The following is a 25,937-nucleotide window of genomic DNA, read 5'->3' as shown; positions in this document are numbered from 1 at the left end:
AGAATTTGAAAATTGTTGCGAAAGAGACGATTCGATCGTAGTTGAGACGGTGATGGAGTTGTTAGACGTGGCAATACGCTGCGCAAGAGCGGGCTGTTGACGTGCGAGCTCGTGGGTGGAACGCCCTGGAAAGATGAAGTACTCGTAGCAATGGGCAAGCCTGCCGCTTCGGCCCGGTCGGCGTGTGAGCGGCGCACTCGAAGTTACTGCCGGCGGCAGTACAACAAGCGGTGGCTGAGCTAGTCCGGCACTGGGGGCTTGATCAAGACGTCGAGCGCTGCCAAGGTCGCCACTTCGGATCGAATGACGACCTGCGCCGGACGAGATGTGTTGCGGATGGCTGACATTGAGCTCTAGTGGACGAGTCACAGCCTCGTGTCGGCGTCGCGGTGCGATAACCGCGCCTATAGATGCCTGTGTCCTAAGCCTCATTCGAAAGAAGTCGCGCTGACCAACGGCCGGACCTGATGAGTCGCGCCGTCTCCTCGCGCAGCGTGTCCCCAAGCACAGTCGCGATCTCGCTGGGCAGATCCAGCTGGGCTGTCGCGGCAACACCCAGTTGTTGGCTGAGGACCGGTTCCGTTATGGGCGAGAAGCGCATTCGACCGTCTCGCAGCTCGCGTGAACATGCCGACTGTGGCAACACCGCAAATGCGAGCCCCGCTTCAACCAGGCACTTCATCACACTAAGGGAGTCGGTCGTGCTTCGGTAGGCGAGGGCGACTTTGGCGCGTAGCGCCGCATTCTGGAGGGCTTGACCGATTCCTGTCGGTGACCGCGGCACCACCAGCGGTAGCTCGACTACGTGGGCGAAAGTGGAACCGCGAGTTGGGTCAAGGGCCGAGTCGGGCCCACCGATGAGAACCAAGTCTTCGGTGAGCAGTTTGCGGTAAAACACTCGGTCGTCGGGTACCGGGTTGACCATGGCGACATCGATCGACCCTTTGAGCATCGCCTCAACCAAGTCATCGGTGCTGCCCGCCACCACCGAGAAGCTGACGCGCGGGAACAGGGTCGTCAGGCTCGTGATCAGTGGTGCTGCCAGGACGTCGACGGCCGTCTCTGGCAATCCCAGCTGCAGGCCCCGCTCCAGCCGCGCCAGCGGTGAACCCACGTACTGTACGGCCAGTTCCAATTGCCGCAGCGGTGCGGCTGCCGAGGAGCGAAGCCGCTCACCTGCCTCGGTGAGATGTACGCCGCGGCGGGTGCGATGGAAGAGCGTGACGCCGAGATCCTCTTCGAGCAACTGCACCTGTCGGCTCAACGCGGGCTGGGCAATCCCCAGCACGCTCGCCGCACGCGTGATCGAGCCCTCTTCGGCGACGCGCAAAAAGTACTTCAACCGGTGGGTGTCCACTCCATCCAGGTATAGCAGGCATAAGAAAAAGGCATGACTGAATCCCCAGATCGGTATTACCAGCGGGCGGGTTAGCGGCCATAGTGTCGCCATCAAAGTAAGGACCTAAGCGAGGAGACTCTTCATGACGCTGGTGAACGACAGCGAGGCTGCCGCCATCACGGCGTTTGATCTGGGCCGGTCGGCGCCCCCTGCTGTGAACCTGGGCTGGGCGTGACCACACTGAGGGCTGTTCACGATGCCGCTACGTCGCAGACGGGTCTAGACGAGTTCGGAGACGATTCGTACGTCGAGGGTCTCGAAATCCTTCTTGCATCGCTTCGGAACGAAGCGCGACTCAGCGCTCACGGTGAGGCGTTCATCTACCAGCGCATCGTCGGGTACCTGGGCCAGCGGTTGCAGGTCGAGGACTGGTACCGCCGCCATCCCGAAATCGATGACGAGCAGATCGAGGCGCCGCTGATCGGGCTAGGGCTGCCTCGCACCGGATCGACGGCGCTGTCGATGCTGCTGGCCCAAGACCCCAACGTGCGGTATGTCCGCCGATGGGAATCCTCGCAGCCGTGCCCACCACCGTCGACCGTGCAGGGCGTCGACCCGCGTATCCCCCCGGACAAGGGTGAGATGATCGGCACCCGCTACCACGTGCCGGCCGACACGCACGGCCCGATGGAATGCCATGACCTGATGGCCCTGAGTTTCGCCTCACACCTATTTCAGTCCTTCGCCCAAGTCCCGGCGTACTCGGCGTGGCTGAGCGAGAAGGCCGACCTGCGTCCCACACTCGCATATCAACGTCGAGTGATGAAACTGCTGCAGTGGGGTGAACCGACGAAACCGTGGCGCCTGAAGTGCCCGTCGCACGTGCTGTGGCTAGAAGCTGTCGACGCCGCCTTTCCTGACGCCAGATACGTTATGACACATCGTGACCCAACCGATGTCATCCTATCGGTGGCCGAACTCTATGCCGACATCATCGGATCGTTCACCGATCACCTGGACCGCCAGTACATCGGCCGGCTCAACGTGGAGCACTGGGCACTCGGGATGGAGCGGACCCTTGAGTTTCGGGCCAGAAAGGCCGGCGACCGGTTCTATGACATCGATTTCCCCGCCATGCAGGCCGATCCGATCGGCGAGGTCACCGGTCTCTACTCCTGGTTGGGAGTGCCGGTCGGGGACGTGTTCGAGAAACGCATGCGCAGTTGGTGGACGCAGGCGGCTGCCGAACGGGAGCCGAGCCTGCGCGCCGATCCGATCGAGTTCGGCATCGACATCGACCAGGTACGTCCCCGCTTCGCCGACTACGTGGACCACGCGAGCCGATGGACAGCCCACGAGAGGACACAGTGACCACTGATCTCAGCGGCGGAATCAATCCGGCCCGCGAACACGTCTTCGCCGAACGCCCCGACGACCCCGAGATGCGCGACTCTGTGAGCTTCTGGACCGTCGATGATCGGGGTGAACTTGGTTTGCCCCGCATCGGCGTCGAGGCGGTGGCCGACAACTGGGACAACCACGAGATCCAGATCAACGTCGCCTTCCCGGACGGACAGGTCTACCGCCTGCGCGGTGGCGGCCCCTCACTGTCACCACGGGGCCCCGACGGGGAGCCCACCGTGCTGGGTGCGGCGGGGTTGACCTTCCGCTGCGTCGACCCCTTCCACACCTGGGCCATGACCTATGACGGCAAGGCGGTGCAGACCTCCTCAGCTGACCTGGTCGCCGGCAAGAAGGCCGGACCGCTCGTCGACATCCAGTTCACCGTCGAAGCCACAATGGCTGTTCCGCCCTGGGTCCAGGGATCGCTCCAGCGCGAAGCCGGTGAGCAGATCAAGTCCTCCATCGAGGGAGACCTCATGGGCGGTGCCCGCTATGAGCAGCTCTACCGGGCGAAGGGTTCGCTCACCATCGACGGGGGCGAGCGGCGCGACTTCACCGGAAGCGGGCTACGGATCCGCCGCCAAGGTGTTCGCAAGTTGGCCGGATTCTGGGGCCACGCCTGGCAATCGGCCGTGTTTCCCAGCGGCAAGGCATTCGGCTATATCGCCTATCCGCCCCGGCCCGACGGCGAGCCCACTTTCAACGAGGGCTACCTGTTCGCCGGCGACGGGCCCCTCATCCCTGCTCGAGTGGTGACTGCGCCGTGGCTCACGCGTCTGCAGGCGGTCGGCGAAGACGTCTCGCTGGAACTGGAAACCGCGGAGGGCACCGTGCGCATCGAGGGTGAGACGGTGTACTCCACCCACGACATCCATCACGACGACGACACCTACTCGGTGACAGCAATGAAGAAGGAGACCCCGAACTTCCCTGCGCTGCAGCAGGCAGGCGTCCGGTACCGCTGGGACGGCGAAGAGACCTACGGAATGTTGGAGCGCTCCAACCCCCTGGACAAGATCGAGCGGTGACGGTCACACGACACCCTGGCGTCATCGCCGTGGGCATGGACGGCGGTGCTGTCAAGAGCCCGGTCGATCGGCTGACCGGACAGCGTTGAGGAGAACATCCTCGCCGACGAATCTGAGACGACAACTGCACACCCCGCCACGCCGGCACGCGACCTTTGAGGACATCCTGTGACCGACATCGCCATCAACGTGCCACTACCCTTCGACAACATCGACGCAGCCGAGGAGTTCCTGACCGCGGAAGCCGTCACACACATCGGAAAGACACTTGAAGCTGCCGGCTTTCACGCCGGGCTGGTGACCGATCACCCATGCCCCACCGGGCGCTGGCTCGACGCCGGCGGACACCACGCCCAGGACCCCTTCGTGATGCTTGCGCTGCTCGGCGCAGCCACCCGCACTCTACGACTGCAGACCGGCATCCTCGTGCTGCCCTACCGCAACCCGTTCATCGTCGCCCGCGCCGTGGCTACGCTGGACCGGTTCACCGGCGGACGCGTCACCCTCAGTGTCGGTACCGGTTACCTCAAGGGGGAGTATCGCGCGCTGGGCGTGGACTTCGCCCGCCGTAACGAGCTCACCGACGAGTACCTGCCAGCGCTGATAGCAGCGCTGTCATTGGACGAGTTCGTATTCGCCGGTGGGGATTTCACCGCCTACGGCAACCGCGTACTTCCCGGCTCCATTCAGCGGCCGTACCCTCCGATTCTGGTGGGAGGCAATTCTCGGCGCGCTATCCGCCGCGCCGTCGAGTTCGCGGACGGCTGGAACCCGTTTCTGACCTCCGTTTCCGGGGTCGACCTTGCCACCACCCGGACCGCGTCCTTCACCGGAAAGGACGATCTGCGCGCAGCCATCTCCTACATCGCAGAAGTCAGCGATCAAGTCGGACGCACGAGGCCTTTGGACATCGTCCTCGGCAGCGTTGTGGCACCGGGTGAGCAGTGGACGCCATCGATGCTGGTTGACCGCATCGGCCGCTTCCGGGAGCTCGGGGTCAGCGCCGTGGCGATATCGGTGTCTGGCAGAACCCGCAACGAGTGGTGCGATAACGCCGCGTTCATCGGCGAGCACGTCATCGCCCAGATCAAACCGACGTCTGCCAAGGGCAGCTAAGGCACGACAAAATTCGGTCGGGTACCAGGTCGCGTGCAAGTAGAGGCGGGACCTCGCCTCGTGAACGCGGTACCTCGCGGACTTTGGATTCGGATGACTGCAAGGATGAGCCGCCGAGCGATGGAAGCGAGCGTGGGCGCGACCCCTCGAAGTAAGGACCGGAATGGGAACAGTAATGGGAACGAAACGCTACGAAACCGCCCCGAACGGCTGAGACCCTGCGCCGCATCCACGACGCCGTCCGCGGCGTGAGCAGGCGTTATGAGACGCGGCGCATCCGGGCGCATGCCTGGCGCTCGGCTCATAACCCAGAGGCGCAGGTTCGAATCCTGTCCCCGCTACTAGGTAGAACGGCCCTCGGAGATCACTCCCGGGGGCCGTTTTCATGCGCTGGTGAGAGCGGTCGTTCTGTCGTCGGCTTCAGCCGGCGAGCCCGCTCACCCCGGGCCAATGATGGCTAGTCAGAAGCCTACTGGCCGACGCTGCGAGTGGACGTCACCCGATGAGGGGAGTCCGGGTCGCGGTCATGTCGGTGAGCGCGTCTTGCATCGCGGCTTGGACGCGGGCTGCGTACCCGTCGGCATCCTCGCTCTCGGACGCCGACATCGCGGGTAGAACGCGAGTGATGAGCTTGGTGGGCAGCGGAAGATAGGGCAGCAAGCCGACGGCGCCGACGTTGATGCCCCAGGGAAGAGAAACGCTGATCGGGGCCGTCTTGAGACGAAGGAGCTTGTCGAGCCGGAGCGCCCGAGCCAGGCGTTCGCCGCTGGAGATCACGAACAGAGACTCGCCTGCGCCTGCGGTGACGATCGGGACTATGGGAACACCCGCTTCGATGGCCAACCGGGCGAACCCGGCGCGACCGTCGAACTTGATGACGTTGCGGTCGTCCCACGACTTGGCGGAGTCGATGTCGCCGCCGGGGAACACGGCGACGTGGTCGCCTCGCGCGAATGCCTCTTGCGCGGACTGCTTGTTGGCCGGCCGCGCCCCGAGAGGCTCTATCAGGCTGCCGACTCTCAGCGTCCAGGCCAATTGGTGGGTGAGAATCGTTACCTCGCGCTCCAGTGCCAACTGTTCCAGCGTGGCTGCCACCGCAAAGACGTTGAGGTCGAAGATCCCGCCGAATCCGTGATTCGCCACGAAGAGGACGGCGTCGTCTGGAGTCGTCGCCTCGGCGGTCACCTCGAGGCGGTTGTATCGACGGACGAATTCGATGGCCATGCGCCGGAACGCAAAGGCCGCACCACTGATCAAGTCACTGGGGTTGTCTGCAGCGCTGGTGTCCGCCTCGGCACCCTCCTCGATTGCTGCCAGGAGTGCATCGGCAAGTCTCTCGACGTCGTCGTGGTCCTGGGACTCTGTGCCGGGCATGGGACCTTTCCATCGTTTCCGTCCGTCGCGTTACCCAAATGATGCCGCATTGATCGCTCACCGGATGTGCCTTGGCCGAATGTCGGATCGACCGGTCTTCGCGCTTGCCCGTCAGTGTGAATCCCAGGCTCGGCCCCTCGCACGGCAGGTCACTCGAACCTGTTGCGGCTCAGGACTCGAGGAAGGCGAGTAGGTCGGCGTTGATGGTGTCGGCGTGTGTGGTGGGCATGCCGTGGGGGAAGTCCTCGTAGGTGATCAGGGTGGCGTTCTGAAGGAGCTCTGCGGATTTCGGGCCCGCAGCGACATAGGGCACGATCTGGTCGTCTCTGCTGTGGATCACCAGGGTGGGGATGGTGATCTTCTTCAAGTCCTCGGTGAAGTCGGTTTGGGAGAAGGCGACGATGCCGTCGTAGTGGGCCTTGGCGCCGCCCATCATGCCTTGACGCCACCAGTTCGCGATGACGGCTTCGACGGGTTCCACACCGTCGCGGTTGAATCCGTAGAAAGGCCCGGAAGCCAGCTCGCGGTAGAACGTGGACCGGTTGGCGGCCAATTGCGCTTGCAGGTCGTCGAACACGGACTTGGGTAGGCCGTCGGGGTTGGCGTCGGTTCGCACCATCAGAGGGGGTACGGCGGAGATGAGTGCGGCTTTGGATGCGCGAGACTCGCCGTGGCGACCCAGAAAGCGGGTGACTTCGCCCCCGCCGGTGGAGTGTCCGACGTGGAAGACGTCGTGCAGGTCGAGGTGCTCGACGACGGCGAGCAGGTCGTCGGCGTAGTGGTCTGCGTCGTGGCCGTCGGCGCCCTGACCCGAGCGGCCGTGTCCGCGGCGGTCGGCGGCGATCACGCGGTAGCCCTGGGCCAGGAAGAACAGCATCTGGTTGTCCCAGTCATCGGAGGAAAGCGGCCAGCCGTGGCTGAACACGATGGGTCGGCCCGACCCCCAATCCTTGTAGAAGATCTCGACGCCGTCGGAGGTGGTGATCGTGGGCATGGGTGCTTCTTTCTTGGTAGACGAGATTGACGAGTGCTCTCGGATCAGTCGGAGGTCAAGTCAGGGTGGGTAACTCAGCGGTCGCAGGTTCGCCGGACATGGCATCGACGATGTCCTCGGTGGTGACGACGGCGTGGGCGAGGAACCTGTAATTGATCAGGGCCGCTTGATAGCCGTCGCCGCGGGTGGGGTGCCGGGGGCCGGCGGTGGCGTCGCGTACCACGGCGACCTCGAAGCCGTTTTCGAGTAGGTCCCGAAGATGGGATTCCACACAGATGTTCGCGAGCATGCCGCACAGGATGACTTTGGAGACGGCTCGTTTGCGTAGCTGCAGGACGAGGTCGTTGCTTGCCGGGCTCCACACTTTGTGCGGGCTGGCGATGACGGTTTTCCCGTCCTCGATGTACGGTTTGAAGTCGTCGAGCCAGTCGGCTCCTGACCCGGTGAATCCGTCCAGGGTGAGTGCGCCAGTGCGGGCGAATGTGTTGCTGGCGAACTCGTCTGCTTCCAGCGGCCCGTTGAACAGCCAGGTGCTGTCCGTGGGATAGAAGTAGTGCGGGGAGATGAACACGCCGAAGTCGGAAGTCTTGGCCGCGTCGAGGATGTCCAGCAGGTGCTGCACTGTGTTGTTCTCGGTGACGCTGGCCCCCACGCTGTCCCAGTTCTTTCCGTGTGGGCTCAGGACGTCGTTCTGCGGGTCGATGATGACGACCGCGGTGTCGCTGTGGTGAATTCTCATGTGGAAAGTCCTTTTCGGGGTCGGTGAGTGAGAGTTGCGGTCAGGCGGGGAGCTGTGCACGTGGGTCGGTGCGGCTGGCGTGGGCGGCCGTGACGCTGAGTTGAATGGCGATCGCGATGAGCAGCACGGCGAAGGACACCGCAGATACTGCGGGAGGGAGTGCGACAGCCACGTACACCGCGGGCACCGATGTCGCAGCCGCGGTCACACCGAGGATCAGCCCGGCGCGGAGGTCGACGAAGCTGCCGCCGTTGCGGTTGCTGATGGTGCCGGCCAGGCTGGTCGGAATGCTGACCAGCAGCGCGGTGCCCTTGGCGACTGCATCGCTCAGAGCGAAGACCGATCCCAGCACGGGCACGGAGATGATGGCGCCACCGATGCCGAACAAGCCCGATGCGATGCCGGTGAGGACGCCGAGACCCAGATAGCCGACGGCGACCAGAGGTGAAAAGACCAGTGCGTGAACGGGTTCAGGGTCGGCGATCAGCATGTGCGCGGCGACGAGGAGGAGGAACGTGATGAACAACCATCGCAGCCATGTCAGGGGGAGACGGCGCAAGAGGCGGCTACCGATGACGGCACCGCCGATGGCGCCCAAAGCGATCAACGCCACGGCGGCGATGTCGACGTCGACATGGACCAAGTAGGTCGCCGAACTGACCACGGCCGTGGGCATGATCGCCACCAGCGAGGTGGCGGCGGCGCGGCGTTGATCCATGCCGGCGCGCCACACCAGCAGCGGCACCATCACGATGGCGCCGCCGACCGCGAACAACCCCGAGAGCACCCCGCCGACCGCACCGGTGAGGATCAGCGCGGCCCACGCGGTTCGGACGGCAGCGGCGTCCGAGGGGGCCGTGCGGGTCATCGAAGCTGTGGTCACGAGGTTCTCCTGCGCACTGGTGAGGATGTCGCTTCGAAGCGTGCGCGCTGCGCCGGTGCGGAAAAAGGGCCAATCCGTTCAGGCACTGATCGGCTGGGCCGATCAATGACGGACGCGAATCAACACGAGCGCTTGCGGACGAAGGCGGCGTGCAGGCACGTCAGCCGCGATGGCGCAGATGCCCGGGCTCGAGGTGCCATCCCGGTGGAACGGCCATCGCCAGGGCCAGTCGGACGAAGCGGGCGACCGCGGCGGTCTGGGTTCGTTCCGGGCTCCACTGCAGCGTGTAGGGAACCCGTAGTGCCGGAATCACCTGAGAGACTACGGTTTCCGGCGGCGTTCCCAACGACGCGGGGAGCAGTACCCACGTCGCCTCGGGCTGGTTCGCCCAGCCTGATGCCGACAGGTCGGTGGCCTCGAGGGTCACCACCGGCGGGGACACACCCGCCGAGTCCAGGGCTTGACGCAGGGCCAGGGCCAGAGCGGGGAACAGGCTGTCACTGGGCATCGCGAGTCGCTTGTGTGCCAGATCGTCGAGCGTCACCTCGGCTCTGCCTGCGAGGTGGTGGTCCGGTCGCAAGCCCACCAGGAGGGGCTCACTGCAAAAGACCGTGTTCACCACTCCGGGTGCGTCGGGCAGTCGAGCGCACGTGATCGCCACGTCGGTGGTGCCCTCGGCAAGTGCCCTGGTGAGATCGGGCAGCCACATCCGTTGCACGGCGACAGTGACGTCGGGCAGATGCTCGTCGGCGGCACCGAGCAGGTGCGGGGCCAGCACGGGCGCCACCGGGGGAGTGATCGCCACCCGGACCGTGCCGCTGTCGCCCTGGGCGGTGCGCCGCACTGCGGCCGCGGCGGCGGCGACTTCGTCGAGGATGACCTTGGCCCGGCCGAGGAGTTCTTGCCCGGCGCCGGTCAAGGCGACCTTGCGGGTGGTACGGGTCAGCAGCGGAGCGCCGAGTTCGCGTTCCAACCGGCGGATCAGGTCACTGAGCGTCGGTTGACCCATGCGCAGTCGCTCGGCCGCACGCCCGAAGTGAAGCTCGGTGGCCACTGCGACGAACGCTTCGAGCTGCCGCAGCTCCATGCATCCCGAGGGTAATGCGTGCTGGTCGGGTCAGCAGCGCATTGATCGCCCTCGTCGATGAGTGTGTTGGCGTACCGGCCCTTTTTCGGCCGGTACGCGCCCCGCACGATGAGTTCGACGCCCCAACTCGGGCGTCCCCAGCATCGAAAGAGAGTCGCCATGACCAGCTCCGCACCTATGACCCCAGCGACAACTCCCGCGGGGCGCCAACTCGAAGGAAAGACGGCTCTGGTGACCGGAGGAAACTCCGGCATCGGACTGGCCACCGCTCAGCGCTTGGCGGCCGAGGGCGCCCATGTCTTTCTCACCGGGCGCAATCAGGAGACGATCGACGCCGCGGTAGCGACGATCGGTGGCAGCGCAACCGGCATCCGCGCCGACGTGTCCAGCGTCGAGGACCTGGCCACGGTCGCGGAAGCCATCGCGGCTCGGGGATCCGGCCTCGACGTTCTGTTCGCCAACGCGGGCGGTGGAGAGTTCACCCCGCTCGCGGAGATCTCCGCGGACCAGTTCAGCTCGGTGTTCCTCACCAACGTCGGTGGCACCCTGTTCACGGTGCAAGCGATGCTGCCGCTACTCAACCCAGGTGCGTCGATCGTGCTGACCGGATCCACCGCGGCGTACAACGGAACGCCGGCATTCAGCATCTATGCCGCGACCAAGGCGGCGATCCGTTCGTTCGGGCGGACCTGGGCCACTGAACTGATCCCGCGCGGTATCCGGGTCAACACCGTCATTCCCGGTCCGATCGAAACCCCGGGACTCACGGGGCTGGCCCCGGCCGGACAGGAACAGCAACTTCTCGACGGCGAGGCGGCCAGGATCCCGATGGGCCGCGTGGGCCGACCCGATGAACTCGCCGCCGCAGTGCTCTTCTTGGCCTCAGGACAGAGCAGTTTCATCACCGGCACCGAACTCTTCGTCGACGGCGGACAGTCCGACCTGAAGATGCCGTCTCAGATCGCGGCCGGTTCCAGCCGCGACCGCTGAACGAAACCACGTCGTCAGTCCAGCGTCATGATCACCTTGCCGGCCTTCACCTTTCCGGCTTCGAAGTACGAGAGCGCCTCGACGGTCTGCTCGAACGGGAACGTCCGGTCGATGACCGGCCGCAGATGGCCTTCGTCGTAGAGCTTGGCCAGGGCGGCGAGCTGGCCACCGCTCGCATGCATGAAGAAGAACTGGTACCGCACGTCGAAGTCTTTGGCGGCCTTGCGCACCTTGCGACTGAGCCAGGACATCAGCCACTCGACGGGTTTGGGAGCCTTGAGTTGTCGCGCGAAGCCGGCATCCGGTGGGCCGGTGACACCGATGGCCAGACCGCCCGGCTTGAGCACGGTGAGCGACTTCAAGAGGTTCAGCCCGCCGAGGGAGTCCACCACGAGGTCGTATCCGGAGAGGGATTCGGCGAAGTCCTGCCTGGTGTAGTCGACGACGACGTCGGCGCCCAGTTCGCGGACGAGTTCCTCGTTCTTGGGGCCAGCGGTCGTGGCGACGTGCGCCCCGAGATGCCTCGCGAGCTGGATGACGGTGGAGCCGAGCCCTCCGGCGCCGGCGTGCACGAGCACCTTCTGCCCGGGCCGGATGCGCGCGGTGTCCACCAGGATCTGCCAGGCGGCCAACGCCACCAACGGGACAGCCGCGGCCTCGTGCAGGCTCAGCGACGCCGGCTTGTGGGCGACGTCATCCTGGTCGATCGAGATGTACTCGGCGAAGCCGCCGATCCGCATATCGCGCGGCCGCGCGTACACCTCGTCACCGACCGCATAGCCCCGGACGTCCGCACCGACGTCGACCACCGACCCGGCGAGGTCGTGGCCGAGCACGAACGGCTTCTTGTAACGCAGGAGCTGCTTGAATTCGCCGTTGCGCACCATCTTGTCGAGCGGATTGATGCCGGCCGCGCTCACTTTCACCAACACGTCGCGGGGGCCCACCGGCGGGTGGGGCACCTCACCGGGGCGCAGTCCATCCGGGCCGTACCTGGTGACGACGAATGCCTTCATCTCTGTTCGCTTTCTCGAAATGGCCGGCCGGCTCAACCCACGGCGCGGTCCAGAACCGGCAGGTGCAACTGCGAACGGACCTGGCGGCTCAGTTCGTCTGCGAGCACTTCTGCGGCGCCGGACTCGATGCCGTCGAGCACCTGGCGGACCACGTCGGCCGGTTCCGATTTCGGACTGTCGGAGAAGGACGCCATGTCGGTGTCGACCAGACCGACGTACACGCCAAGGACCTGCACGCCGCGCGATGTGAGTTCGATACGCATCGCGTCCGTCGCACTCGCCAACGCCGCCTTGGACACTCCGTAGCTCGCTCCGATGGGCAGCCAGGCGAGGACCGACGCCACGTTCACGATCGCTCCGCCCCTTTCCGCGATGCGATCCACGAAGGCGGACGCCATGGCCAGGGGCCCGAACAGGTTCGTCTCCAACTCATCTCGCAGATCGGCGTTGTCGTCAGCCAGCACCGAAGCGCCGCGCACGATGCCGGCGTTGTTGATCAGGACGCTCACATCGGGCGCAGCCTCGGCCGCCGCGGCGACGGACGCCGGATCGGTGACGTCCAGTGGCAGCGCGATCACGCGCGGGTGGGTGACGTCGATCTGCCGCGGGTTGCGTGCGGCGGCGTACACCCTGGCGACGCCTCGCTCGAGTAACTGGGTGACGTATTCGCGTCCCATGCCGCGATTGGCGCCGGTGACGAGCACGGTCTGGTCCTTCAGCGATGTCATGCGATTCTCCTGATGGTTTCGAGGTATTGGTCAGTCGGCGAGGAATTGCAGTGCGTCCGCGACGAAGGTCTGGTGATGTTGGAACACACCACCGTGTCCGGATCGGGGGTAGATCGTCAGTTGTGCGTGGGGAAGTCGTCGTGCCATGTCGGCCGAGTGGCTGCTTGCCACCATGAGGTCGTCATCGCCGTTGACGACCAGGACGGGATGCGTGATGACGGACAGGTCGTCCGGTGCGCTCCGGCCTGCACGCCGGATCGCCTGGATCTGTGCGAGGCGGGCCTGCATCGAGATCTTCCTGTCGCGGTTCATCGTCCGTTCTTCGAGCCGACCCAGGTACTCCGATGCGGCGCGCCTGCCCTCGGGCGTGCGCGGGAAGAACAGGAAGTTCCTCGGGTCGCTTCGGGTGAGTGCCGCCTTGAGGTACGCGCCGCCGACGATCGTGGCCATCTTGTCGATTCCGCCGCCGCCGCGCGGTCCCGTGCCGGCGAGGATCATGCGGCGGATGAGTTCGGGAGCCTGCAGGGCGACCAGCTGAGCGACGCCGCCGCCGAGTGAGAAGCCGAACAGGTCGACCTTGTCGAGTCCCAGGGCGCGGATGAAGGCGATCGCGTCGGCGGCCATCTGCTCGACGCTCGCGGGCACCGACCCCTCGGTGGCGCCGACTCCGCGATTGTCGAAGGCGATGACGCGGTGATGGGCGGCGATGCCGTCGACGACGCGCGGGTCCCAGTCGTCGAGGACAGCCGTCAGATGATGCAGGAACACCACCGGAATTCCGGGACCGCTGCCCAGTTCGCGGTACGCGAACCGGACGCCGCCGACGTCGACGGTCCGATTGGGCGTCTCCTTCCACGACATCGTCGTGTGCAGGGCCTGTGGGTCGCGCGGAGCGTTCATCGATCGTCTTCCCGTCACCGGTTCAGTTGGCTTATGACCGTAATATTATGACTGTAAGCCAATGGGGTAGGATGTGCAAGCACTGCAGATGTGATGACGGGAGGCGCCCAGGATGGCCAGATACGACAGCGAGCACAAGACGCGCACCCGTCGGCGGATCGTCGACACCGCGGGCCGCCGCTTCAAGCAGCACGGCATCGACGGCTCAGGCGTGGCGGCGCTGATGGCCGACGCGGGGCTGACCAACGGTGCGTTCTACGCACACTTCGAGTCCAAGGACGACCTCGTCGGCACCGTGATCGGCGACCAGCTGGCGGCCCAACGTGCCGTCCTCGCGGCAATGCCAGAGGGCGGCGCAGCAGTGGAAGAGTTCGTCCGCCAGTACCTGTCGCCGCAACACCGCGACGACCCCGCCACCGGCTGTCCGAACGCGGCCCTGCTGGAGGAGATCGGCCGCTGCGGCGACACCGTGCGCGAGTCCTACACCACGGGCATGCAATCCATCGTCGACGTGATGGCGGCGCACCTGTCTCCTGGCGACCCGACCGCGGCGCGGACCAAGGCGTTGGGTCTGCTCACCATCCTCGTCGCCACCATGCAACTCGCACGCGCGGTCTCCGACAGGAAGCTCTCGGACGAATTACTCGAATCGGGCGTCCACAACGCGATCGTCCTGCTCCGCAGCGAGCCGTAGCGCCTCGAGTCCGCCGTCGATCGCACCGATGCTCGGCGATTGCCCATGGCGACGACAGGTGGTCGGATACGCTCGCCCCATGGCGTCGCCCCGAAGTGGATCGCGCATTGACGACGTGACGTCGGCGTAGGGATCCCTGCATGGTCCGCCCGCGCTCGGTCAAACGCGTCTTCGCCGACTTCCGCTGGGCCTGGCTGGGATTCGCGGCGCTCGTGGCGTTCGTGCTCGGCTGGGTGGGCTACTCGGACCACCTCACCGAACTGTACGTCGAGGGGTCCGCCAAGCATCCTCCCGTGGCAACCGACATCGCCTACAACACCTTCAAACTCTTCCTCGGGGGATCGCCCGGCGCGACGGCGTTACCGGTGACGCTCGAGATCGCCCGGATTCTCGCGCCGCTCGTGTCCGGGTACGCCGCACTGAGCGGGCTGGCCCTGCTGTTCCGCGACCGAGTGCAACAGCTCCGCATCCCGCTGATGCGGGGCCACGTCGTCGTCTGCGGACTGGGCTATGTCGGCACTCTGTTCGTGGACCGCCTGCGGCGGGCCGGCCATCGGGTCGTCGTCGTCGAGTTGGACCCGGCGAATCCGCAGCTGGAGGTGTCCCGGAGCTGGCGTAGCCCCGTCATTCTGGGCGACGCGCGACTGGAAGCCACGTTGCGCGAGGCCGGGGTGGAGCGCGCGGCCCGCCTTCTCGCGGTCTGCCCGGACGACTCGGTGAACACCGAGATCGTCGCCGTCGCGCGGCGACTCGTCACGGGTCGACGGCGGGGTCCACTGCGATGCCTGGCGAGGATCGACAATCCCGAGCTGTGCCGGTTGTTGCGTGTACAGGAGGCGAACCTGTCCGCCGGTTCGCCGTCGTCGCTGGACTTCTTCAACCTCGAAGAGATCAGCGCGCAGCTGTGCCTCGACGAGTTCCCGATCGCCGTGGGGGAGTGCGACAGGCCGCACATTCTCGTCAGCCGCCTCGACGCGGTGGGCACGTGGCTGGTGAAACACGCCGCCTGGAGCTGGTATTCGGACCGGAAGGACGACACGCCGCTGTGGGTCACGGTCGTCGACGACCAGGCCCGCGACCGCATCCAGGCGCTGCTCGACCGGTACCCCGCGCTCGAATCGACGTGCCGGTTCATCGAATCGTCGATGTCGGTGCGTGATCTGGACCGACTCGACACAATGCGTGCCGAGGCGGGCGCTCCGCCCGTCACGCGCGCCTACGTGAGCGCGTACCGCGACGAAGACGCGATCGAGGCCATGCTGAGGCTGCGCCACGACGTCGGTCCGACGGTTCCGATGATCGTCGTGCTGTCGCGGACGGACGGTGTGGCCCGACTCATCACCGATGCCACCGCCAGTGGTGAGCTGACGCACGTCAATGTGTTCCCAGCGCTCGAGCGAACGTGCACGGCCGAGTTCGTCGCAGGCGGGTCGTACGAGCGGGTTGCCATCGCCATCCACGAGCGCTGGCGCTCCGGGCAACTCGCCGCAGGCAAGGACGCGCCGCCCTGGTCGGAGCTGGACGAGTCGCGCAGGGAGTCCAACCGGGCGCAAGCCCGCGACATGCCGGTCAAGCTGCGCAGCATCGGATGCAGCATCGCGCCGTTGCATGACATGGGCGCCCCCGCATTCGAATTCACCGAGGCGGAGTTCGAGATGCTGGCGGTCGCGGAGCACAAGCGCTGGGTCACCGAGCGCCTGGAGTCGGGCTGGCGTCCGGGTCCCAAAGACGTCGAGCAGAAGACCACGCCGTATCTCGTACCGTTCGACGAACTCCCGGATGACATCGCCGATCTCGACCGTGATGCGGTGCGTCAGATTCCTGACGCACTCGCTCTGGTCGATCTCAAGGCCGTCCGGACCGACACGGCCCCTCGCCGCCTCGGACAGCCCACGCTCGTCGGCGATGATCGGTAGGCGTGCCGGGTACAGCTAGTCGGGATGAATCGGTAGATCCGGACAGACCTTGATGTAGTCGATGTCGGGTGAGACCCAGTCGTTCCACTGCGTGTGGCTCATGTTCTCAGTCAACTTGTCGCACAACTCTTGTGACCCGGCAACGGCCGGCCAGACCCGGACGGTACCGTCAGCGCTGCCCGAGACGATGCGGCGGCCATCGGGGGTGAACACCACGCTGTTCACGTTGTCGGTGTGCGCGGTCAGTGCATCACCCACCTGCTGGCCGGACTCGACGTTCCACAGCCGGATTGTTTCGTCGCGACTGGCGGAGGCGATGGTGCGGCCGTCCGGGCTGTACGCCAGGGAAACCCCCCTGTCCTCATGGCCTTCCATCGGCTGACCGACGATGCCGAGCCCGTTGGCATCCAAGATCTCGATGAAACCGTCGACACCGGCGGCGGCGACGCGGTGCCCGTCGGGGCTGAAGGTCACGGCCCACACGATTCTCCGCTCCTCGCCGATCGTTGTGGCCGCCACCAATTGCCCGGTGTTGGTGTCCCACAACCTCACGGACCCGGTGTTGTCACCCTCGTCGCCGCCGGAGACTATGCGGTTCCCGTCCGGGCTGAACGCAAGACTGTTCACCCGTTCGCCGTGTCTGCGCGGCTCACCGACGGGACGGAATGTCGTGACATCCCACAACTGGACGGTGCCGTCGCGGTCGCTCTCCACGCCGACCGACGTGTCACCGCCGCCGATGGCCAACCGGCGTCCGTCGGGACTGAACGCCACGCTCGTCAGTGGCCCCTGCCCTGGATCGATCGGCGTACCGATGGCCGTGCCCGTGTCCGCGTTCCACATCCGCACGAAGCCGTCGACGCCGGCGATGGCGAGACGCCGTCCGTCCGGGCCGAACGCGACGCTGGACAGCGGCTTGTCGCTGACGACGAGCGGCTTGCCGATCGGGCGGCCGTTGGCCGCGTCCCACAGGCGCACCGTGCCGTCGTCGCCGGCCGACGCGATGCGTTTTCCGTCGGGGCTCACCGCCACGCTGGACACGCCGCCGATGTGGCCGATGAGGGGCCGACGTATGCCGACATCCCACAATCGAATCGTCCCGTCCTGCGATCCCGAGAGGAGGCGCGTCCCGTCGGGACTGAACGACAGAGTCCACACTCCACCCTTCTGGCCCAGCATGGGCGCGCCGAGTAGTCGGCGAGTGTCGGCGTCCCACAGGCGCACCGCACCGTCACCACTACCGGAGGCGAGCCGGTGACCGTCGGGGCTGAACGCCACGCTGAGCACCCGGCTCCCGCGGGCGGCAAGCGGTTCGCCGATCGGCCGCCCGGTCGCGGCGTCCCACAACCGCACATCTCCGTCGCCGCCCGCGGACGCGATGCGGCGGCCGTCGGGGCTGAACGCCACGTCGATCACCTCGCCGGCGTGACCGGTCAGAGAAGGCCCGGATTGCTTCCCTGTCTTGACGTCCCACAACCTCAGCGTTCCGTCGGCATTCCCGGTGACGATGCGCCGGCCGTCGGGACTGAACTCCACACTGATGACCCTGTCCGGGTGTCTCAGCGGTTGGCCGATGGGCAGGCCGTTCTTGGCATTCCACAGCCGCACGGTGCGGTCGATGCTGCCGGACGCGAGCATCTGCCCGTCCGGGCTGAACGACACCGCCCACACCTGATCTTGATGGCCTGTCATCGGCTGGCCGATGGGCTGCCCGGTGTCGGCGTTCCACAGCCGTACGGTGAGATCGTCACTGACGGAGGCGATGGTGTGACCGTCTGGACTGAAGGTGGCGCCGTCGATCCACTTCGTGTGTCCGACCAGGTCCGGGCCCAGCTGAAGGCCGGTCTGAGCGTCGTACAAGCGCAAAGTCCCGTTGTCCCCGCCTGCGACGAAGCGCCGGCCGTCCGGGCTGAAAATGGCACCGAAGACGCCCATAGCGGGGTCGATCAGCTTGAGGGTGTCGAACGTGTCGACACCGACGGAGTACATGTTCTGGTCGAATGTGTTCGCAGACAGCGCGTTCGCGGCTAGTAGCTCGTGCAGGGCCCGGGCATCACTGCCCGGCCTGCTGCCATTGAGCATGCTGTCGGCGTCGGAGGCCAGCCGGACGCTCGTCGCCTGGCGGAACCGGTCCTGTGCCTGATGGCGAGCACTGGTGGCGTAGACGAGCCCGACGACGGCAACCACGGCGACCACCGCGGTCATGGCGAGAACGGCACGCAGGATGCGCGATCGCTTGCGGAGATCGTTCGTGTGCGCCTCGGCCTCCGCCTGCCGTTCCTGCGCATGACGCAGTTCGGCGTGCCGACGTTCTTCCTCCGCGGCCACCCGTTCGTTCTCGCTCTGACGGGAAGCGTCGAGGTACTCGCGCACCGGCTGCATGCGTTGCGTGAAAGTAGGCGAACTCACCACGGTTTCGGCATCTGTGAGACGGGTTCCGGCCAGCAGCCACGCCGCATCCCTGTTGTTGGCCTTCCACGCCGTGTCGGCGCGCTCGACGTCGTCGGCGACCTGCAGTTCGTGCCGCTGCTCGCGAAGCCATTCCGCCAGCTCGTCCCACTGGCGCAGAAAGCTTTCCAAGGCGACCTCGACCACCACCTGGCCTTCGCGCCGATCCTTGACCAGCAGTCGCTTGGCGACCAGCCGGTCGATCAGTGGTCTGCTGTCCTCCGGAAGGTCGTCATAACGGGCCATCCGCCGCAGGGGCTGGTCGTTCTTCGGGTTCACCGTGGCCAGCCAGGGGATGAAAGCAGCTCGCAGACAGCCGAGTTGCCTGGTCCGCTCGTCGGGATCGGTGGCGAGCACCTCGTCGATCTCGGTCTGGACGACGCGGCGCATCCCACCCATCGCCTCGTACTGCTCGACCGTCAGTTCACCGGTCGAGCCGTAGTCGGCGTACAGGCGTGCCAGCGTCAACGACAGCATCGGCAGGGTGTCGGCACCTTCGGCGGCGTCGGTGAGCAGCGTCTCCACCAGGGCGGGCGAGATCGAGAGGCGGCGTCCCCCTTCACGGGCGCGCGCCGCCGGACCGGTGATCACTTCCTTGAATTGGGTGGGCGGCATCGGCTTCAGGTCGTCGAAGACCCTCGACTCGATACCGGCCAGTTCCGGATGGGTCTGCATGATCTCGAACCGGTCGGTCCGGATGGTCGCCACCACGATCAGGCTCAGGGGGCGAATGTCGGTCCGAGTCGTCAGCCGCCTGATCAGCGACAGCAGCTCCGCACCCTGCGCCCCGGCGTCAGCGGAGAACAACTCCTCGGCTTGATCCAGGGGCAGTATCAACGTCGGAGCGGCTGCTCGCTCGTCGCCGCGCACCGGATCGGGCAACCGGTCGGCCGCTGCCTGTTGAACGTCGAGCAGTAGTTCGCGGAGGCGCTCGATGTCGTTCGTGCACGCCGTCTTGATGTCGCCGAGACTTGGCGTCGACATACCCATCCTGTCCCGGGCGTGCCAGACGGCCGTTGCCAGCCCGGTATCGCCGGTGAGCGCGTTGCGACCGGGCCGCACGGTGCCCAGGAGTGTGAACCGACGATCCTCGCGCGCCAGGCGCGGCAGCAGACCCGCGCGGAGGAACGAGGACTTGCCTGCGCCGGAGGGGCCCAGAATCACGAACAGCGATTTCGTTTCGGCAAGTCTCATGCCGCGGAGCTCGTCGAGCCCCCGCACGATCGGCGCATCGCGGCCGAAGAACACCGCCGCGTCGACCTGTTCGAACGGCTCCCAACCGCGGTACGGGGCCCGATTCACATCCTCCGGTGGCGGCCACACAAAGGAATTCGCGCTGATTCCGGTCCCACGGATGGCGTCGCGCAACCGGTACAAGCCACTGGTGGCGAACAACACCGGCGGTCCGCTGCCGACGTCGATGGAGGTCATGTCGCTCTCACCGAAGAGGTCGCACCGCTGCCACTCCGAGGTCAGCTCGTCACCGACCGAAGGCTCGATCCGGGCACACAGGATCTGCTTGTTCAGATTCTCCGCGACGCGGTACTCGGTCTTGCACTCATGGGACGCTTCCCAATTGGCGGACAGCAGGCAGACCACGGCCTCACATCGGGCGCTGGCCTGCTGCAGTCTGTCCTTCCACCGCTCTCCCGGCCGCAGCCCCACCTCTGGGTCGATGTCGAGGAAGATCTCGGTCGCCAGTGCAGGCTCCTGGCCCACCATCCAGCGCTTCAGAGCCAACGCCTCGCGCGCATCGAGACTCGAATGGCTGAGGAATATCCGCGACATGTGATCCTTGGGTGGTTAGCTCGGAGGTTAAACCTCCCTGTCGGAGCGTGAAGTCGCTTTGCGGGAAATCGTCGTCAGCGTCAACGGCCGGTTTAGCCTCAACCTATGACAACTGACGGTGCCGGCAGCGCCCCCACGCCGGGTACGGCGAAGCCGCATCACGGGTCGGTCGCCGACAAGCTCAACTGGCTACGTGCCGCAGTTCTGGGGGCCAACGACGGCATCGTCTCGACGGCGGGGATCGTCGTCGGGGTCGCCGCGGCCTCCGCCGACCGCGGACCGCTGTTCACCGCCGGCCTTGCCGGGCTGGTGGCCGGGGCGCTGTCGATGGCGGTCGGCGAGTACGTGTCTGTCAGCACTGCCCGCGACACCGAACAGGCGATGCTCGACCGGGAGGAACAGGAACTGCAACAGCAGCCGGACGCCGAAATGGACGAACTGGTCGGGCTGTACGAGGCGCGGGGGCTGTCGCCGCAGACGGCGCGTCAGGCCGCCGCCGAGCTGACCGCCTTCGACCCGCTCGCCGCGCACGCGGAGGTCGAGTTGCGAATCGATCCGGAGAATTTGACCAATCCGTGGCTGGCGGCGTTCTCGTCCGCGGCGTCATTCACGGTCGGCGCCCTGCTGCCGTTCCTCGCGATCCTCATTCCGCCACCAACGGCCCGTGTCCCGGTCACCGCCGTCGTGGTGCTGCTGGCGCTGGCGGTCACCGGCTGGGTGGCTGCCCGGCTCGGCGGCGCGAAGCCGTTGCGCCCGATACTGCGCGTGACCGTGGGCGGCGGGTTGGCGATGGCCATCACGTTCGGCATCGGCCACCTCGTCGGCGTGATGATGGCATGACGTCGGCCCAGATGCCCGGTACCGGCGCAGGAAGCATGCCGGAGAACCTGGCATTCGGGGCCGCGCTGAGCTCACTGTCGTTCTTCTGCACCGCGGTGATGAGCGCTCTGGTGAGAGCCACCGAGGATCTCACCTCGACCGCCGTCATCCTGCTGTTCCAGAACCTGATCTGTCTCCTGTTCATCGTTCCGGTCACCCTCCGTCGCGGCTGGGCCTCGCTGCGCACCCGCAAGATCGGCCTGCACGTGCTCCGCGCGGTGACCGGAACGGCAGCCTGGTACGCGCTCTTCGTCGCCATCACACTGATGCCGCTGACGAACGCGATCCTGCTCACCTTCAGTGCGCCACTGTGGATGCCGGTGATCGCCTGGGCCGTTCGACGCCAACGCGTGTCGAGGGCGACATGGGTCGGCGCCGCGATCGGCTTTGTCGGCGTGGTGTTCGTACTGCAGCCCCATCACCAGGATTTCAACGTCGGCGTCGTCTACGCGCTGGCTGGTGCGTTCTTCCTCGCGGTCGCGCTGATGACCGTCGGCTGGCTGGGGACGACCGAGCCGGCGCCCAGGATCCTGTTCTACTACTTCCTGTTCTCCACCCTGCTGGTGGCGCCGTTCGCGCTGGCCGACTGGGAACCTTTCGGTGCGAAAGCGTCGATATACCTGGTCGGTATCGGGTTGACCCTGCTCGTCGGCCAGGTGTTCATCGTGCTGGCCTACCGCTACGCCTCGGCGGTGAAGGTGGGCCCGTTCATCTACACGGTCATCGTGTTCACCGCACTGATCGACTGGGTGCTGTGGGACCGGGCGCCGACGGTGTTCGTCGTCCTCGGCATGGTTCTGGTGATCGGCGGCGGCATCGTCGCGATCCGCAAGAAGCCCGAGCCGACACCCGTGGACACATAGGAAGCGGCGACGATGACCGATACTGCGCACGCGGATCCTGACCCGGCTCGCGCCGCGCGCAGCGAAAGCTCCGGGCCGCCGCGGCGGGTGATCACGGTCGCCGTCCTCGCCCAGGCCGTCGAGTACTTCGACTTCTTCGTGTTCGCGACCGCCTCGGCGATCTTCCTCGGCCCCCTGTTCTTCTCGGAATTGAGCGGTACGGCAGGCACTCTCGCCTCGTTCGCGACCTTCGCCGTGGGCTTCGTGGCCCGTCCTCTCGGCGGCGCGGTCGCCGGGCACTACGGCGACCGGTACGGCCGCAAACCCGTTCTCGTCGCGTCGAACCTCCTGATGGGCGTGAGCACGTTCGTCATCGGCCTGCTGCCCACCGCGGCCGCGATCGGCTGGGCGGCACCGGCGGTGCTGATCGCCATGCGAATCCTGCAGGGCTTCGCACTCGGCGGCCAGTGGGGTGGGGCGTCCCTGTTGCTGACGGAGGGTTCTCCTGCCGGACGCCGGGGGTTCTTCGGCAGCTTCGTGCAGATCGGGGCGCAACTGGGGCTCATCGGCGGACTGTCGAGCTATTTCGTTCTGTCGCTTGCGTTCACCGACGAGCAACTGATGTCGTGGGGGTGGCGCATCCCCTTCTTGAGCGGCATCGTCATGGTCGGCATCGGCCTCTACATCCACCGTGCGATCGAGGACACCCCGATGTTCCGTCGTCTCGAGGCCGAGCGCGCCTCCCGCCCGGCCGCCGCGACCCGCCCCGACTCCGCGCCGGTCGTCAGCGTCGTGAGGGATCACTGGCGAACGATCCTGCTCGCCGGCGGAGCGTTCGTCCTGCCGAACGCCGTCGTGTTCATCATCGTGTCGGGCATGCTGAACTATGGCGTCCAGACACTCGAACTCCGCCGGGAAGCTGTACTGGGCGTCATCCTCGCCGCCTGCGCCTGCCCGCTGTTCTTCATCCCGTACTTCGCCCACCTCAGCGATCGGTACGGCAGGCCAAGGCTTTTCCTCATCGGAGCGCTCGGAGTCGCGATCTGGGCGTGGCCGATGTTCGCCCTCATCGACACGGCCAACCTGTGGCTGTTGCTGTTCGCGCTCGTCGTGTGTTTCGTCGGGCACTCGATGATGTTCGGGCCGCAGGTGGCGCTCTACTCGGAGTTGTTCCCGACCGAAGTGCGCTACTCCGGGGCATCGCTGGGGTACCAGGTCGGCACCGTGTTCGGCGGTGGCCTCGCTCCGTTCGTGACGGCGTCGCTGCTCGCGGCCACCCACACCAGTTGGTCGGTGGCCGGCTACATCGACGTGCTCGCCGTCATCAGCGTCACCTCGATGCTGTTGCTGCGGCGCCAGGCCGATGCCGGCGCCAAGGAACTGCAGTGATGGCCCCGGACATCCTCCGCAGTTCCCCGCTGGCCGACGAGATCCTCGAGTCGCACCGCCACGTGGCCCGCGGTGACGACGAGGGCTTCGACGCCTATAAGGCACACGTCTACCGCGTGATCAACTTCGCCCGAGCGCTGACCCCCGATGAGAACGACCGTGACGACAAGCTCGCGATCGCCGCGGCATTCCACGACCTCGCCGCATTCGACACACTGGACTACCTCGTGCCCTCGATCGAGGCGCAGGATGCGTGGCTGCACCGGACCGGCCGTGAACCGTGGTCCGACGAACTCGCGCTGATCGTGGCCGAGCACCACCGGCTGCGGACGTACGGCCCACCGCGGCCGCACGCGCCGCTCGTCGAGGCCGTCCGCCGCGCCGATCTCATCGACGTCAGCCAGGGCATCATCCGGTTCGGCCTACCGAAGACCTACGTGAAGGAGGTTCGCGGCACGTTCGACGCCGGCGCCTTCTTCAAGCGGGTGATCCCGATGGGGACGTTGCGTGCGATCCGCACGTTGCAGCAGCCCGGCTTCCTACGGCCCGGCGATGCACTCGTGCGCTCGGGTCACAGCGGGGCGGATCGCTGAAACCCCATTGGGTCTGCGCCTTTCGTCACCGGGCCCGCAGCAGGGGTTCGAGCAGCGCCAGTTCCGCCACGCTCACCCAGGACGGGTTGGCCTGCTGCGGCGACCGGAACACCTCCATCGAGCGCAGGCCGGGTACCGCGGACAGTTCGTCGACGGTGAGTGGTTGGCTGAACAGCGGAATGTGCACCGGCACACGCAGTTGCCCATCCTCGATCGACACGTCCCCGGTGACCCGGCCGGTGCCCCAAATCCCTCGCTGAGGGTGCGCCGACACCCAGAACAGCACCCGCTGATCCGGCCGGATGAGTGCCGAACGATAGTTGCCGGCCACGCACCATGCCGGGTGGGCGTGGCCCGACGCGCGCATGGGTTCCACGGGAGTCCTGTGCGGATTGCACTTGATCACCCATGCCCCCAGTGTCTCCGGGGTCACGCTGCGTTGCGGTGCCAACGCCTCAGCCTGTGCTTGTGCGAATGGTTTCGGCGACAAGGGCCGGGTCGTCGATCATCGGCACGTGTCCCACGCCCGGAAGCACCACGAACCTCGCCTGCGGCAGGCGTTCTCGTGCGATCACGCCGTTGACGTCGACGGGGAACACCTTGTCGCGTTCGCCCCAGGCCAGCGTCACCGGGCACGGCAGTGGGTCGAGGGACGCGACGGCTTCCGGGGTGCCGAGCAGGTCGGTCGCGACCGCGCAGCCGAGCACGTCGTCGATCGCGGCGACGGCCTGCCCATGGGAGAGCCGTTCCCCGCGGGACGCGATGTCGCGGAACGCAAGCCGCCGCGCGAGACCCGACCGCAGGGTGACCGACGACAGAGGCCGCGGTATCCGACTCATCGTGACCGTGCGCCGGACTCGGGCGGTCGACGCGGAGTGCGAGCGCTGTCCCACGGTCCAGAAGCCTGCCGGCGAGAGGGCGCACACACTCGCCGCCCGTCCTCTGCGCGCGAGTTCGACGGCCATCCAGCCGCCCATCGAATTGCCCGCGATGTGCGGCCGGGCGAGTCCGCGCTCGTCGAGGTAGCGTTCCGCCGCGTCGACGGTGTCGGCGATGGTGGCGGGGCGACGGCGTGCCGCGGGACCGCCGCGGTGTCCGGCGGCGGTGGGTGCGTGGACCTCGAAGTCGGCGTCGAGCAGCGGTGCCACGTCCCGCCAGGCTGCGGCGGACATGGTGACGCCGTGCAGGAGCACCAGGTCGGGTTTGTTCGCACTCATCGCGGCCACTTTTCCATCCGCGCCGCGACGGCGTGACGAGAGGTCGTCAGCGCTGCACGAGGGTGCGCGGTCTCGCGCAACTGACGCCTGCGACCTGCGGCGTCTCGACCGTCCGTCGCTCGGCACGCAGCTCGCGCTGTATCCGCCGGCCGAGCACTCGTTCGTCGCGCCGGCTCATGGCGCGGTTGCGGTCGACCAGGAGGTCCAGCTGCTCCCAGCTGAGGCCGTCGAGGTCACCGTCGGCGTCGTGAGTGGCCACGACCACGGAACCCCGCAGCAGGGGGACGGTCTTGGCCGTGAAATCGGTGGTCGCCAGGAACAGTTCGGTGGCACTGCGGTTGACGCGGCGCTGGCACCGGCTCGCCGAGGGGCTGAACCAGAAGTCGAACTGCCGGTCGGCGCTGGTCAGGCTGTGCAGGCCCTGGTCGTGAATGAGGTGTTCGATGTCGGCCCTGGTGTAGGCACGGGTCTCATATACGGTGCCGCGGGTGCTGAAGTAGAGAATTGTGTTCATCGCGATGATCCATTCGACTCTTTCTCGCCGTTGACAGCGGAGCAGATGTCCCGTCCGCT

At 66.5% G+C, this 25,937-nt stretch carries 23 protein-coding genes; 10 read left to right on the top strand and 13 right to left on the bottom strand.

From position 1 onward, the window contains the following. Window positions 1-421 precede the first annotated feature (421 nt). A complete protein-coding gene (locus AB0K11_RS02230; protein ID WP_364971794.1) occupies window positions 422-1,357 on the bottom strand; it encodes a LysR family transcriptional regulator in 936 nt (311 codons plus the stop codon). A 222-nt stretch (window positions 1,358-1,579) separates the two neighbouring features. On the opposite strand from AB0K11_RS02230, the gene AB0K11_RS02225 reads away from it, so the two are divergent. The 3 genes from AB0K11_RS02225 (at window position 1,580) to AB0K11_RS02215 (ending at window position 4,887) form a co-directional block, all read left to right on the top strand. After that, window positions 1,580-2,710, top strand: coding sequence for a sulfotransferase (locus AB0K11_RS02225; RefSeq protein WP_364973645.1), 1,131 nt, complete (start codon window positions 1,580-1,582; stop codon window positions 2,708-2,710). 71 nt (window positions 2,711-2,781) lie between these two features. Beyond that, window positions 2,782-3,771: a hypothetical protein gene (locus tag AB0K11_RS02220; RefSeq protein ID WP_364973643.1), complete on the top strand. Its 990-nt coding sequence runs from the start codon at window positions 2,782-2,784 to the stop codon at window positions 3,769-3,771. A 168-nt stretch (window positions 3,772-3,939) separates the two neighbouring features. Then, the gene (locus AB0K11_RS02215; protein WP_364971792.1) at window positions 3,940-4,887 is read left to right on the top strand and encodes a TIGR03619 family F420-dependent LLM class oxidoreductase; all 948 of its coding nucleotides are present in this window, start codon (window positions 3,940-3,942) and stop codon (window positions 4,885-4,887) included. Between the two features lie 495 nt (window positions 4,888-5,382). On the opposite strand, the gene AB0K11_RS02210 is transcribed toward AB0K11_RS02215, so the two are convergent. From AB0K11_RS02210 to AB0K11_RS02190, 5 genes are all read right to left on the bottom strand, one after another. Then, window positions 5,383-6,261, bottom strand: a complete 879-nt coding sequence (locus AB0K11_RS02210) for a 1-acyl-sn-glycerol-3-phosphate acyltransferase (protein WP_364971790.1) — start codon at window positions 6,259-6,261, stop codon at window positions 5,383-5,385. A 169-nt stretch (window positions 6,262-6,430) separates the two neighbouring features. Further along, window positions 6,431-7,255: an alpha/beta hydrolase gene (locus tag AB0K11_RS02205; protein ID WP_364971789.1), complete on the bottom strand. Its 825-nt coding sequence runs from the start codon at window positions 7,253-7,255 to the stop codon at window positions 6,431-6,433. Window positions 7,256-7,310: 55 nt separating this feature from the next. Next, complete coding sequence (locus AB0K11_RS02200; RefSeq protein WP_364971788.1) at window positions 7,311-7,994, bottom strand: cysteine hydrolase; 684 nt, start codon at window positions 7,992-7,994, stop codon at window positions 7,311-7,313. A 40-nt stretch (window positions 7,995-8,034) separates the two neighbouring features. After that, window positions 8,035-8,877 (bottom strand): sulfite exporter TauE/SafE family protein, encoded by an 843-nt coding sequence (locus tag AB0K11_RS02195; protein ID WP_364971786.1) that lies wholly within the window; start codon window positions 8,875-8,877, stop codon window positions 8,035-8,037. 160 nt (window positions 8,878-9,037) lie between these two features. After that, on the bottom strand, window positions 9,038-9,964 hold the full coding sequence (locus AB0K11_RS02190; RefSeq protein ID WP_364971784.1) for a LysR family transcriptional regulator: 927 nt from the start codon (window positions 9,962-9,964) through the stop codon (window positions 9,038-9,040). A gap of 177 nt (window positions 9,965-10,141) precedes the next feature. Between AB0K11_RS02190 and AB0K11_RS02185 the strand changes: the two genes are divergently transcribed. Then, a complete protein-coding gene (locus AB0K11_RS02185) occupies window positions 10,142-10,954 on the top strand; it encodes an SDR family oxidoreductase (RefSeq protein WP_364973641.1) in 813 nt (270 codons plus the stop codon). A 14-nt stretch (window positions 10,955-10,968) separates the two neighbouring features. On the opposite strand, the gene AB0K11_RS02180 is transcribed toward AB0K11_RS02185, so the two are convergent. The 3 genes from AB0K11_RS02180 to AB0K11_RS02170 are packed head-to-tail and all read right to left on the bottom strand — an operon-like array spanning window position 10,969 to window position 13,598. Further along, complete coding sequence (locus tag AB0K11_RS02180) at window positions 10,969-11,970, bottom strand: NADP-dependent oxidoreductase (protein WP_364971783.1); 1,002 nt, start codon at window positions 11,968-11,970, stop codon at window positions 10,969-10,971. A 32-nt stretch (window positions 11,971-12,002) separates the two neighbouring features. Then, window positions 12,003-12,698 carry an SDR family oxidoreductase gene (locus tag AB0K11_RS02175; RefSeq protein ID WP_364971781.1) on the bottom strand — a complete coding sequence of 232 codons (696 nt, stop codon included), beginning with the start codon at window positions 12,696-12,698 and terminating at the stop codon, window positions 12,003-12,005. Between the two features lie 30 nt (window positions 12,699-12,728). After that, window positions 12,729-13,598: an alpha/beta hydrolase gene (locus AB0K11_RS02170; RefSeq protein ID WP_364971780.1), complete on the bottom strand. Its 870-nt coding sequence runs from the start codon at window positions 13,596-13,598 to the stop codon at window positions 12,729-12,731. Between the two features lie 112 nt (window positions 13,599-13,710). On the opposite strand from AB0K11_RS02170, the gene AB0K11_RS02165 reads away from it, so the two are divergent. Both AB0K11_RS02165 and AB0K11_RS02160 read left to right on the top strand, forming a co-directional pair. Beyond that, entirely contained in the window at window positions 13,711-14,292 is a 582-nt protein-coding gene (locus AB0K11_RS02165) for a TetR/AcrR family transcriptional regulator (protein ID WP_364971778.1), read from the top strand. A gap of 140 nt (window positions 14,293-14,432) precedes the next feature. Continuing rightward, complete coding sequence (locus tag AB0K11_RS02160) at window positions 14,433-16,208, top strand: NAD-binding protein (RefSeq protein WP_364971777.1); 1,776 nt, start codon at window positions 14,433-14,435, stop codon at window positions 16,206-16,208. A gap of 15 nt (window positions 16,209-16,223) precedes the next feature. On the opposite strand, the gene AB0K11_RS02155 is transcribed toward AB0K11_RS02160, so the two are convergent. Next, entirely contained in the window at window positions 16,224-20,444 is a 4,221-nt protein-coding gene (locus AB0K11_RS02155; RefSeq protein WP_364971776.1) for a TIR domain-containing protein, read from the bottom strand. 105 nt (window positions 20,445-20,549) lie between these two features. On the opposite strand from AB0K11_RS02155, the gene AB0K11_RS02150 reads away from it, so the two are divergent. The 4 genes from AB0K11_RS02150 to AB0K11_RS02135 are packed head-to-tail and all read left to right on the top strand — an operon-like array spanning window position 20,550 to window position 24,147. Next, entirely contained in the window at window positions 20,550-21,284 is a 735-nt protein-coding gene (locus AB0K11_RS02150; protein ID WP_364971775.1) for a VIT family protein, read from the top strand. After that, a complete protein-coding gene (locus AB0K11_RS02145; protein ID WP_364971773.1) occupies window positions 21,281-22,186 on the top strand; it encodes a DMT family transporter in 906 nt (301 codons plus the stop codon). The genes AB0K11_RS02150 and AB0K11_RS02145 overlap by 4 nt, the downstream gene beginning before the upstream one ends. Window positions 22,187-22,198: 12 nt before the next feature. Beyond that, window positions 22,199-23,554: an MFS transporter gene (locus AB0K11_RS02140; RefSeq protein WP_364971772.1), complete on the top strand. Its 1,356-nt coding sequence runs from the start codon at window positions 22,199-22,201 to the stop codon at window positions 23,552-23,554. Beyond that, window positions 23,554-24,147: an HD domain-containing protein gene (locus tag AB0K11_RS02135; RefSeq protein ID WP_364971771.1), complete on the top strand. Its 594-nt coding sequence runs from the start codon at window positions 23,554-23,556 to the stop codon at window positions 24,145-24,147. The genes AB0K11_RS02140 and AB0K11_RS02135 overlap by 1 nt, the downstream gene beginning before the upstream one ends. A 25-nt stretch (window positions 24,148-24,172) precedes the next feature. Here the strand turns inward: AB0K11_RS02135 and AB0K11_RS02130 are convergent, their stop codons facing one another. The 3 genes from AB0K11_RS02130 to AB0K11_RS02120 form a co-directional block, all read right to left on the bottom strand. After that, on the bottom strand, window positions 24,173-24,514 hold the full coding sequence (locus AB0K11_RS02130) for a hypothetical protein (RefSeq protein WP_364971770.1): 342 nt from the start codon (window positions 24,512-24,514) through the stop codon (window positions 24,173-24,175). An 88-nt stretch (window positions 24,515-24,602) separates the two neighbouring features. Further along, window positions 24,603-25,364 (bottom strand): alpha/beta hydrolase, encoded by a 762-nt coding sequence (locus AB0K11_RS02125; RefSeq protein WP_364971769.1) that lies wholly within the window; start codon window positions 25,362-25,364, stop codon window positions 24,603-24,605. 46 nt (window positions 25,365-25,410) lie between these two features. Further along, the gene (locus tag AB0K11_RS02120) at window positions 25,411-25,878 is read right to left on the bottom strand and encodes a hypothetical protein (protein ID WP_364971768.1); all 468 of its coding nucleotides are present in this window, start codon (window positions 25,876-25,878) and stop codon (window positions 25,411-25,413) included. Window positions 25,879-25,937 lie beyond the last annotated feature (59 nt).

This window comes from Mycobacterium sp. NPDC050551, assembly GCF_040674075.1.
Classification (GTDB): domain Bacteria; phylum Actinomycetota; class Actinomycetes; order Mycobacteriales; family Mycobacteriaceae; genus Mycobacterium.
This window is presented reverse-complemented; position numbering and strand designations above follow the sequence as displayed.

What these genes read in the sequence shown, in the direction of transcription:
- AB0K11_RS02220 (WP_364973643.1), top strand. Translation starts at nt 2,782, where the DNA reads ATGCGCGACTCTGTGAGCTTCTGGACCGTCGATGATCGGGGTGAACTT.
- AB0K11_RS02210 (WP_364971790.1), bottom strand. Translation starts at nt 6,261, where the DNA reads ATGCCCGGCACAGAGTCCCAGGACCACGACGACGTCGAGAGACTTGCC.
- AB0K11_RS02205 (WP_364971789.1), bottom strand. Translation starts at nt 7,255, where the DNA reads ATGCCCACGATCACCACCTCCGACGGCGTCGAGATCTTCTACAAGGAT.
- AB0K11_RS02200 (WP_364971788.1), bottom strand. Translation starts at nt 7,994, where the DNA reads ATGAGAATTCACCACAGCGACACCGCGGTCGTCATCATCGACCCGCAG.
- AB0K11_RS02190 (WP_364971784.1), bottom strand. Translation starts at nt 9,964, where the DNA reads ATGGAGCTGCGGCAGCTCGAAGCGTTCGTCGCAGTGGCCACCGAGCTT.
- AB0K11_RS02185 (WP_364973641.1), top strand. Translation starts at nt 10,142, where the DNA reads ATGACCCCAGCGACAACTCCCGCGGGGCGCCAACTCGAAGGAAAGACG.
- AB0K11_RS02180 (WP_364971783.1), bottom strand. Translation starts at nt 11,970, where the DNA reads ATGAAGGCATTCGTCGTCACCAGGTACGGCCCGGATGGACTGCGCCCC.
- AB0K11_RS02175 (WP_364971781.1), bottom strand. Translation starts at nt 12,698, where the DNA reads ATGACATCGCTGAAGGACCAGACCGTGCTCGTCACCGGCGCCAATCGC.
- AB0K11_RS02170 (WP_364971780.1), bottom strand. Translation starts at nt 13,598, where the DNA reads ATGAACGCTCCGCGCGACCCACAGGCCCTGCACACGACGATGTCGTGG.
- AB0K11_RS02165 (WP_364971778.1), top strand. Translation starts at nt 13,711, where the DNA reads ATGGCCAGATACGACAGCGAGCACAAGACGCGCACCCGTCGGCGGATC.
- AB0K11_RS02160 (WP_364971777.1), top strand. Translation starts at nt 14,433, where the DNA reads ATGGTCCGCCCGCGCTCGGTCAAACGCGTCTTCGCCGACTTCCGCTGG.
- AB0K11_RS02155 (WP_364971776.1), bottom strand. Translation starts at nt 20,444, where the DNA reads ATGTCGCGGATATTCCTCAGCCATTCGAGTCTCGATGCGCGCGAGGCG.
- AB0K11_RS02150 (WP_364971775.1), top strand. Translation starts at nt 20,550, where the DNA reads ATGACAACTGACGGTGCCGGCAGCGCCCCCACGCCGGGTACGGCGAAG.
- AB0K11_RS02145 (WP_364971773.1), top strand. Translation starts at nt 21,281, where the DNA reads ATGACGTCGGCCCAGATGCCCGGTACCGGCGCAGGAAGCATGCCGGAG.
- AB0K11_RS02140 (WP_364971772.1), top strand. Translation starts at nt 22,199, where the DNA reads ATGACCGATACTGCGCACGCGGATCCTGACCCGGCTCGCGCCGCGCGC.
- AB0K11_RS02135 (WP_364971771.1), top strand. Translation starts at nt 23,554, where the DNA reads ATGGCCCCGGACATCCTCCGCAGTTCCCCGCTGGCCGACGAGATCCTC.
- AB0K11_RS02130 (WP_364971770.1), bottom strand. Translation starts at nt 24,514, where the DNA reads ATGCGCGCGTCGGGCCACGCCCACCCGGCATGGTGCGTGGCCGGCAAC.
- AB0K11_RS02125 (WP_364971769.1), bottom strand. Translation starts at nt 25,364, where the DNA reads ATGAGTGCGAACAAACCCGACCTGGTGCTCCTGCACGGCGTCACCATG.
- AB0K11_RS02120 (WP_364971768.1), bottom strand. Translation starts at nt 25,878, where the DNA reads ATGAACACAATTCTCTACTTCAGCACCCGCGGCACCGTATATGAGACC.